Raw genomic sequence first — 6,000 nt, forward strand, 5'->3', positions numbered from 1 at the left:
AACATTAAAACAATTTAAAGGGTAAGAAAACACGCCTCCATATAGAAAAAAGACTTGATTTCATGCGTGATCAAGTCAGTCCAGTGTTCAAACAGGAAACTGCCCTAGTTTCTCCTACGTATATTGCAAGTTGATTGTCATCAATATATTTAAACACATCGTTGCTGCTGAGAAAGTAAATAGAATTGTGCGGTAAGATTCACCTTCTTTTCTTCCTTCTCGAACTTCTCAGTCATATCTCCTGACCTATCTTCAGTTGACACTAACATTTTCTTTTTTATACTTCTTTAACAGTGGCTTTAGAGCACCATACATAGAGATTGCTGTTATCCCTGAATAAATCAGTAGTATCACACCGCCTATGATTGGTAACACCGTCCATTCGAATACAGAGTGCCCGAGTGTTGTTTGGACAAAAATGAGCATGATGGAAATTGTCCAAGCAATACTTCCTATATGAATAAGTTGTCTCGCTTTCTTCTGAGTGATTTGCATCCACTCTGTCATCCAACCAAGTAGCGGTAGGGTCTGCAAGGCGTGAAAGCTAAGTCCATGAAGAACGATTAGGTTACCAGCACTACCGGTAAAGCGGCTTTGCACGATACTCATCCAAGCACCCGCAGCAAAGGCAAATAGGAGCGAAATGAATGCATAACGGATGCCTAGTACAACGAGCGGTCGTTCATGAGATTTCTTTTGGCGAAAATATGGGATAGCCAGAAGTAAGGACACCACGATCATCAATACCGCATCAATTCCGAACAGATAACCAACGATCATATCAAACGTTTCATTCACTTGTGAAAATCGAGGATTAATGCCCCGAAGGTGCTGAATGGTTTCCGCTCCATAGATGTAGAGGAGAGCGATGATAAAGAACCAACGAACCGCCTTCCGCTTCCCAGGGCTAAGTCCAGAAAGCGGTAGGATAGCTGCGAGAGACAAGGTAAACATACCAATTGCTGCATCAAATGAGAAGGCACTCCATGCATTTCCTTCTGGTAAGACGACGGCCCCATTGATGGCGATGTAGATAACGATTCCAAAGGAAAGCAAGAACCCAAGCAGACCGACCATTACTAAAATCTTTTCCCCTTCGAACAATTTACTCTCTTGTACATGATCTATTTTATGACTTCTCATAATCCATCATCCCTTTTTATTTATTTATTGATTGATCAATTACAAATGCAGAAAGTTATTTTATCTGTTGCAATGCATGGATGGTTTCCCAAATTCCCTCTTGAAAAGACGTTGCACGTACAGGGCCGACCATCTTCTCATATTTCTCTCCACTCAAAACAAGCGGTTCTTCTGTTAAATATAACATTTCCACGATTTCTTTCATGACTGGCACAACTAATCCGAGTACAGACAATCCCCATCGACCGAGCGGAATGACGGATTTAGAGTTTCCACTGGCCTGCTGTGCGATTCGTACGATTTCCTTACCTGAAATCAGACCTCCACCTGGTATATTCCAGTTCTCCTTACCGTATGCTTCTTCTTTAGAGGCAAGTTCTACGATCATAAACGCTGCATCTGGCAAGTAAACGTATTCTCTTGGGACATGCATGTTACCTATAAAGAATGTCATGCTTTTGCCGTCTGCGATATCTTTAATGGTGGAGCCTAGGTACGATGCCTCGTTTGCTGTTGGGCCGTAGTAATCAGGGAGTCGGACGATCATGACTTGGGTGTTGCTCCATTTGTTGTCAAAAAGCATCTGTTCGAAAGCAAGTCTTGTCTTCCCTTTTCGGGTATGTGGTTGTTTCGGATGGTCTTCTGAAATTCGATCCATCTGTCTTTTTCCATATGGGTAAATCCCATCGACTGCAACTACCTTTATACCTAATTGATTAGCCGCTTCCATCACAGATTCCCCTAACGGAATCAACTTCGTCTCCATTTCGTGATAAGGTACATTTGCACAATGGAACAAAACATCTGCACCTTCTGCCGCTTTTACGATGTCAGCTGGATTAAAAGCATCGCCTGTTGCAAGCGCGATCTTCTCCGAGTGACTGATACCATCCTTCAGTTGCTTTAGCTTTGGAAGAGATCTTCCGAAGGCTACCGTTTCAATTCCTCTTTTTGCTAGTTCTTCCGTAATAACTGCTCCAGTACCACCAGTTGCTCCTACCACAATTGCTTTTTTCATCATATTCACCTGTCCTTTGTTTTTTGTAATTGATCAATCACTAACTATTGTTCATAATATATCATGTTGTTATTGATTGGTCAATAACAACCTTTAAAAAATCTCATTATCTTTATTTCCCCATCAATTCCGGCATGTTGAGCGCTGATGAAATGTTACACAGCATCCCCCGTGCTAGAAACAACATCGCCCGTTCCTGAGGATTTGGAATGCCAGCATTATCAAAGGCATCTAACACAATACGATGAACTTCACCAAAACCTTTTCGCATTGCTTCCCGAATCGAGTCTTCCTGAATCGTCTGTGCCTGCATTTGAAGCAGGGTTTCATTCCGATATGAGTCTAATATGTCTTCATATGCTCGAATAAGGTCGGATTCCAGTTGTTCAGACAATCCGGATTCCAACACTTTGTGAAAAGAATCGATTACCCGTGTCCAGGATACTTCCAATGCTGCTAGTAGTAAGGCTTCTTTGGTAGAAAAGAAACGAAAGATATATGGTTGTGAAATTTTAGCTCTTTGTGCGACTTGTGCCGTCGTTGCTCGATAATATCCGACCTCTGCGAATACCTCAATAGCCGCGGAGATGATTTCCTCTTTTCGATTTACTGAAGCTGTATCTGATTTTCCCATTGATTTACTCCCTCTTTTTCTTGTTAGTGATTCATCAATTACTTACAGTATATACGAATTCATTCATCAATGATACAGTGTGATGGTAATTTTTTGCCGGAAGATGCTAGGGGCGGTAATTCTGCCCCTTTCTCTTACTTCATCTCTGGAAATCCAATCTGACGAAAAGCCTCATACGTTACAATCGCCACAGAGTTGGACAAGTTTAACGAGCGCCTCACAGGCAACATAGGGATCCGAATCAGTGTATCTCGATTCGCCTCTAAAATTTCGCTATCCAACCCCTTTGTCTCTTTACCAAAGACAAAAAAATCGCCTTCACGATATGTAAAGTCTGTATACCAACTAGAACCTTTGGTAGTCGAACAAAAGAAGCGAGCATCTGGATATTTCCGCTTGAGATCGGCAAAGGAATCATGATATTCGACCCCTAAGTCGTCCCAATAATCTAATCCAGCACGTTTTAATTTCGCGTTATCAATCTCAAAACCAAGAGGCTTCACTAAATGGAGCTTGGCCCCCGTAACCGCACAAGTGCGAGCAATATTCCCTGTATTTTGCGGGATTTCAGGTTCAACGAGTACAATATGAAATGACATGTAGGCATCCCTTCCATCTGAAAACAATTCTTCCCTATTGTACGAAAGGAATGCCTAATCCACAAGTTAATAGATGATATGAAAAAATTCATACCTCGTTTTAGGAGTCCAGCCTGGTGAATCCAGATATCGCCATGGCCTAAAGGCACTTGGATATGTTTGTGCATGTACAAGTGGTTCTCCATTTTCATCGAAGCCGGTCACGATCGTATTATGGTTCCATTTCCCATCGCCTTCCCAATCGTAGCAAATGACGTCCCCTAACTGGAGCTGCCCTGCCCCTTTCCTCACTTGAACGCGTTTATTCTCTTTTAGGTACCAATATAAACTGTGAGCTACTGCCCAACTATCACTCCAACGATCATTTTTCCCCCCTTTATGCATGTACCACCAACCTTTTAGTGGATCTCCCTGACCCTCCATCGGAAAATGACCTGCATACAAACACTGCGAGATAAAATTGGTACAGTTATCCGAAAACACTAGGTATGCAGGATTATTATGATTCCAATGTTGTTTCGCATAGGCTACTGCTTGTTCACGTACATACGTCGACACTTCCATTGGCATAAAAAACTCCCCTCTCTCAGAAACAGAGTATGAGGGGAGAAAAGAAAAAAGCACGCTTCTATATTGATTTTCAAAAGATTAATCTTTATATTCGCTAAATCCTTCTAATTGTAACAGGTTTTTTTTGATTTCCAAGCCTCCACCGTAGCCAACAAGAGATCCGTTAGCACCAATAACTCGATGGCAAGGCACAACAATGGAAATCGGGTTTTTATTATTTGCTCCACCTACTGCCCGAACTGCTTTCGGAACTCCAATCGCCTCTGCAACTTGTTTGTAAGAAGCGACAGTCCCGTATGGAATTCGGCATAACTGCCGATATACGAGCTGTTGAAAGGGAGTACCTGTGAAATCTAGGGGCAAATCAAATTCTTTACGTTTCCGATCAAAATACTCTAGCAATTGGGTCAGGGCTGGCGCACATGCTTGTTCATTTTGTTCGAAATGAGTAGAACGAGCTTGCTTACTCGCCCAAATCCGCAAACCGAAAATAGGATCCTCTTTCTTCGGAAAGTCAAGATAACAAAGCCCCTGCTGAGACACCGCCACAGTCATAACACCCACTTGAGATTTCAATGTACTCCAAGCGATAATGGGCTGGCACTGGTTCACAAGTAGATCCTCCTTTTGATCATACCAATACAATTCATACTACGATCATACCTCTTTCTGCACAGTAGGTGAGCATGTAATGATTGTCAATTTTTATAACGAATAGTCATGGTAATCTTCTTTGGTTTTTGGGGAGGTAGCTGATTTCTGAATTTGCTCTAAGCCGAAACGAATCTCACGGAGAACCTCTTCATCCTGTTCTTCATGAAATGCTTGATTTAATATCTCTTCTGCCCCCGTACCACTGATTTTGCTCAAAGCCCATGCACTCATCCCACGGATAACAGGACGGGGGTCTTGTCTTAATAGATTTTTCAATAATGGAACAGCTGATTGGTCTTTAAAATGAGCAAGTGCAATAATCGCATTTCGTTGGATCGGCTTTTTTCCCCGCCATGAGCCAGACATATATCCATATTTCTCTTTAAACTCACGATTGCTCATGGTAAGAAGTGGTTGCAACAGAGGCTTCACCAACTCAGGATCAGGCTCAAATTCAGCGTGATGAGTAAAATTACGTTTTCGATTCTTAGGACAAACCGTTTGACACGTATCACATCCGTAGAGCCTGTTTCCTATCTTCTCACGATAAAACTCATCTATAAATCCTTTCGTTTGTGTGAGAAACGCAATACACTTGGTCGAGTCTAGTTGCCCTGGTTCTACTAGGGCCCCAGTAGGACAAACATCTAGACATAACGTACAATCACCACAACCATCTAAAACCGATTCATCCGGAGGAAGATATAAGTCTGTGATCATCTCTCCCAGATAGATCCATGAACCAAATTCTTCGGTTAGAATCGAAGTATTTTTCGCACTCCAACCAATCCCAGCACGTTCTGCTACAGCCCGATCCGATAGAGCACCCGTATCTACCATCGATTGGATTCGAGCTGTAGGGACTAATTCGAGGAGATATGCCTCTAGTTGGGCCAGTTTATCCCGCAAGACATCATGATAATCTTGACCCCATGACGCCCTAGCAAAAATCCCCCGATACGCTCCTGGCTCAGAACGAGGGGGATTGCTCATCTTGGAGGGGTAGGCGATCGCAATGGCAATGATGGATTTTGCTTCTGGTAGTGTGAGTGTAGGAATCGTACGCAGATTCAGATCCGGTTCTTCAAAGCCAGATTCGTAACCTGATTCTCGATGTTGAACCAATTTTTGTTTCAGTTCAACAAAGGGATCTGCTGTCGTAAAGCCGATTTTGTCGATTCCGATCTCGTTTGCTTTTTCGATCAGTTTTTGTTTTAATTCCATTGCATTCACCTAATCCACCTCCCTCTATAAATAACGAATATCTCACTTAATCTCTCTTTTTCTCAGTTTTTCAAAATGAAACAGATAGGCGGATAGAACTAAAAACACCAACTTTGTATATTTAAGGAATACATAAAGGCACATGAACAAGGATGTTA

The 6,000-nt window shown here is 42.2% G+C and carries 7 protein-coding genes; all 7 read right to left on the bottom strand.

Annotated features, from left to right (window positions below; translation table 11 throughout):
- Positions 1-252: 252 nt before the first annotated feature.
- The gene (locus BLU58_RS12325; RefSeq protein WP_093292512.1) at positions 253-1,143 is read right to left on the bottom strand and encodes a hypothetical protein; all 891 of its coding nucleotides are present in this window, start codon (positions 1,141-1,143) and stop codon (positions 253-255) included.
- A gap of 55 nt (positions 1,144-1,198) precedes the next feature.
- On the bottom strand, positions 1,199-2,161 hold the full coding sequence (locus BLU58_RS12330; protein ID WP_093292513.1) for an NAD-dependent epimerase/dehydratase family protein: 963 nt from the start codon (positions 2,159-2,161) through the stop codon (positions 1,199-1,201).
- 112 nt (positions 2,162-2,273) lie between these two features.
- Positions 2,274-2,795 (bottom strand): TetR/AcrR family transcriptional regulator, encoded by a 522-nt coding sequence (locus tag BLU58_RS12335; RefSeq protein WP_093292514.1) that lies wholly within the window; start codon positions 2,793-2,795, stop codon positions 2,274-2,276.
- Between the two features lie 134 nt (positions 2,796-2,929).
- Positions 2,930-3,394: a tRNA (cytidine(34)-2'-O)-methyltransferase gene (locus BLU58_RS12340; protein WP_093292515.1), complete on the bottom strand. Its 465-nt coding sequence runs from the start codon at positions 3,392-3,394 to the stop codon at positions 2,930-2,932.
- A 66-nt stretch (positions 3,395-3,460) separates the two neighbouring features.
- Entirely contained in the window at positions 3,461-3,964 is a 504-nt protein-coding gene (locus BLU58_RS12345; protein WP_093292516.1) for an amidase domain-containing protein, read from the bottom strand.
- A 78-nt stretch (positions 3,965-4,042) separates the two neighbouring features.
- Complete coding sequence (locus tag BLU58_RS12350; RefSeq protein ID WP_255404701.1) at positions 4,043-4,576, bottom strand: methylated-DNA--[protein]-cysteine S-methyltransferase; 534 nt, start codon at positions 4,574-4,576, stop codon at positions 4,043-4,045.
- Positions 4,577-4,669: 93 nt separating this feature from the next.
- The gene (gene queG / locus BLU58_RS12355; RefSeq protein ID WP_369813774.1) at positions 4,670-5,842 is read right to left on the bottom strand and encodes a tRNA epoxyqueuosine(34) reductase QueG; all 1,173 of its coding nucleotides are present in this window, start codon (positions 5,840-5,842) and stop codon (positions 4,670-4,672) included.
- Between the last annotated feature and the right edge of the window lie 158 nt (positions 5,843-6,000).

It is taken from the genome of Thermoactinomyces sp. DSM 45892 (genome assembly GCF_900107305.1).
Classification (GTDB): Bacteria; Bacillota; Bacilli; order Thermoactinomycetales; family Thermoactinomycetaceae; genus Baia.

Bases quoted from the DNA above. Each gene is read 5' to 3' on its own strand.
- BLU58_RS12340 (WP_093292515.1), bottom strand. From the start codon at position 3,394: ATGTCATTTCATATTGTACTCGTTGAACCTGAAATCCCGCAAAATACA.
- queG (WP_369813774.1), bottom strand. From the start codon at position 5,842: ATGGAATTAAAACAAAAACTGATCGAAAAAGCAAACGAGATCGGAATC.
- BLU58_RS12325 (WP_093292512.1), bottom strand. From the start codon at position 1,143: ATGAGAAGTCATAAAATAGATCATGTACAAGAGAGTAAATTGTTCGAA.
- BLU58_RS12335 (WP_093292514.1), bottom strand. From the start codon at position 2,795: ATGGGAAAATCAGATACAGCTTCAGTAAATCGAAAAGAGGAAATCATC.
- BLU58_RS12345 (WP_093292516.1), bottom strand. From the start codon at position 3,964: ATGCCAATGGAAGTGTCGACGTATGTACGTGAACAAGCAGTAGCCTAT.
- BLU58_RS12330 (WP_093292513.1), bottom strand. From the start codon at position 2,161: ATGAAAAAAGCAATTGTGGTAGGAGCAACTGGTGGTACTGGAGCAGTT.